A 2,804-nucleotide genomic window follows, 5' to 3' on the forward strand; every position below is an offset into this window, starting at 1 on the left:
TTCCAAAATTCTTTCGTAATTTGCACCTAAGTTGTTCATTGTAAATGTTTTGTGGTAAAAACAATTTACTGATTTTCAATCAAATGAACAACTTTATTCTTTTTATTCATAATGCACAACGGGTATTTTATTTAATTAAAAGTGTTTTTATTGATTATAAAATACAATTAAACTTGTTTAAACACTTGTATGTGAAAAATAAATATTAAACTTGTTAAAACTTTTTAGGAGCAATTTCCCGCTTTCCACTATATCTTTTGTTTCGCTTCGCTACACAAAAGGATGCCGTTACAATGAGGCTAGGCTTATTGTCATTTAAGTAATAGTAAAGATCTACAAAGTTTAAACAGATTTATGATAAAAATTTTCGAAAGTATTGATTTATTCAGCTTTCCCATTCTCTACTTCATAAAAGCAATCCAAAATATTTACCTTTGATAAAAGTTCCTGGTCAGGAAAAAAACGGTGTTGCGACAAGCTGTGTGAAACTTACCTGTTGTCCTAAAATGTAATCTTCATTGTAATCTTTAATTTCCGAATCTAAATGTGAGTAAAAGAATTAAAGTTTAAGTTCCAAGATTTAGAGTTTAAACTCAAAACTCTTTATTCCAGTTTTCTTCGATGAGCTTCATTAGATAATTCGGACATTTGATTATTTTATTTGTTTTTGCGTCCAAAAAGAACAGAGTAGTGGAGGCTGCTGTTATTTTAATCCGGTCTTCATTGAAAATTTCATATTCAAATTCAATTTTTACACCCGGAATTTTTTTTATATAGGTGTGAATTTCTAATTTTTCATCATAAAAAGCTGGTCGTAAATACTTAATTTTATACTCCGAAACAGGCAACCAAATTCCTTGATTCTCAATCTCATTATATGACATTCCTATGCTTCGGAAAAGCTCAACTCTGCCGATTTCAAAATACTCTGCATAGTTGCCGTAGTATACGTATTTCATAGGGTCTGTTTCTCCGTAACGTACTCGTAATGAGTGTATTGTGTGTATCATTTTTTACCTTGAATTATACATACAAATATATTTTTAAATAATCAATACCCGCAAAATTTTTTTTAAAAATAAAAAATTTAGACCTTTGTGTTTCTACTAGAAAATAGTACTAACCAAGAATTAATCGGGGCATAAATTATGGATGAAACTTTAATGGTGATATGGCAGAAGTGCCTTCAGTTCATGCGCGATAATCTGAACGCAGCTGAAGATAATTCTGATCTGAAAAAACTTGAAAAATCGTTTGATTTACTATTTGACAAGGTTCAGCCAATTTCTTTGGTTGATAACAACCTTACACTAATGGTGCCAAGTGATTTCTACAAGGAATATATAGAGGATAATTACTTGTCCTTACTTTCTGCTGCTCTGAAAAAAAATATAGGAAAAGGTGTAAAGTTATGGTACTCTGTAATGGAAAATAAACCAAGCGGTTTAGAAAAGCCCGTTACTATGAATATGAAGGGAAAAACAGTCCCTACACCAAAAATACAGGAAACAATGCCACAAGGTTTTTCATCCAATATTGTAAACCCTTTTGTGGTTCCTGGAATCAAAAAAGTGAATATTGATTCAAATCTGAAATCAGACTTTTCTTTTGATAATTATGTAGAAGGTGAAAGCAATAAATTTGCAGCAACTGTAGCAAAATCAATAGCTAAAAGACCAGGGGCTACGGCTTTTAACCCGTTATTTTTATATGGGGGGTATGGTGTCGGAAAAACCCACTTGGGACAAGCAATTGGTCTAGAAGTAAAAAGCCAGTTTCCGGATAAGGTAGTACTTTATTTGTCTTCCGAAAAATTTATTCAGCAATTTATTTCAGCAGCAAAAGCCCATAAACAGACAGAATTTGCGAACTTCTACCAAATGGTTGATGTATTGATCATTGATGATATTCAATTCCTATCAGGAAAATCTGCGACACAAGATAGCTTTTTCCATATTTTTGATTATTTACATCAAAACGGGAAGCAGATTATCCTTACTTCAGATAAAGCTCCGGCAGATATCATGGATATTCAGGATAGAATTGTTTCTCGTTTCAAATGGGGACTTTCTGCGGAAATAAAATCTCCGGATTATGAAACCCGTAAACAGATTATCATTGATAAATTGAGCCGTGACGGAATTGTTCTTACTGAAGATATGCTGAACTTTCTTGCCTCAGAAGCAAAAACAAATGTTAGGGAGCTTATCGGAGTAATCAATTCTGTAATTGCATATTCTACAATTTATAAATCAGATTTAAGTCTAGAATTATTAAAAGAGACAATCAATAAGATTGCTGCTAATCAGAAAAAAATTATCAATATTCCTTATATTCAAGAAGTTGTGTGTGATTATTTTGGAATTAAAAGAGAGCAGCTTTTATCCAAAACAAGAAAAAGAGAGATTGCTCTTCCGAGACAATTAGCTATGTATTTTGCTAAGGAATTTACAAACTCCACTTTCACTAAAATCGGTGAAGAAATGGGGGGGAAAGATCACTCTACTGTAATGTATGCTTGTGAAACGATTAAGGATATTTCAAAAATTGATAAGGAGGTGAAAAAGTATGTGAAAGAATTAACGGAGAGAATTAAACAATAAAAAATAATTTAATGTAAATGCTAAAAGTGGAGAATAATTTTTATTCTTCATTTTTTATTTAGCTTGCTGATGATTATGAATCTTTAATTATTTAATCGTTTAAATTGAAGTTGTTTAAACTTATTTAGACAAAAAAGTTCCAAGAAAATTAGCAATTTTGGATTGCAATTTAAAAAACTAATAATCTGGAACTCATCAGTA

2 protein-coding genes are annotated in these 2,804 nt (G+C 31.1%); one reads left to right on the forward strand and one right to left on the reverse strand.

Annotation, left to right across the window (positions count from 1 at the left end; all coding sequences use genetic code 11):
- Nucleotides 1-593: 593 nt before the first annotated feature.
- Nucleotides 594-1,010 (reverse strand): acyl-CoA thioesterase, encoded by a 417-nt coding sequence (locus BW926_RS13940; protein ID WP_076447943.1) that lies wholly within the window; start codon nucleotides 1,008-1,010, stop codon nucleotides 594-596.
- Between the two features lie 138 nt (nucleotides 1,011-1,148).
- Between BW926_RS13940 and dnaA the strand changes: the two genes are divergently transcribed.
- Nucleotides 1,149-2,603 carry a chromosomal replication initiator protein DnaA gene (dnaA, locus tag BW926_RS13945; protein WP_076447945.1) on the forward strand — a complete coding sequence of 485 codons (1,455 nt, stop codon included), beginning with the start codon at nucleotides 1,149-1,151 and terminating at the stop codon, nucleotides 2,601-2,603.
- The last annotated feature ends 201 nt before the right edge of the window (nucleotides 2,604-2,804 follow it).

It is taken from the genome of Chryseobacterium sp. RU37D (genome assembly GCF_900156075.1).
Taxonomy (GTDB): Bacteria; Bacteroidota; Bacteroidia; order Flavobacteriales; family Weeksellaceae; genus Chryseobacterium.

Coding starts and splice junctions, on each gene's coding strand:
- BW926_RS13940 (WP_076447943.1), bottom strand. CDS start 1,010: ATGATACACACAATACACTCATTACGAGTACGTTACGGAGAAACAGAC.
- dnaA (WP_076447945.1), top strand. CDS start 1,149: ATGGATGAAACTTTAATGGTGATATGGCAGAAGTGCCTTCAGTTCATG.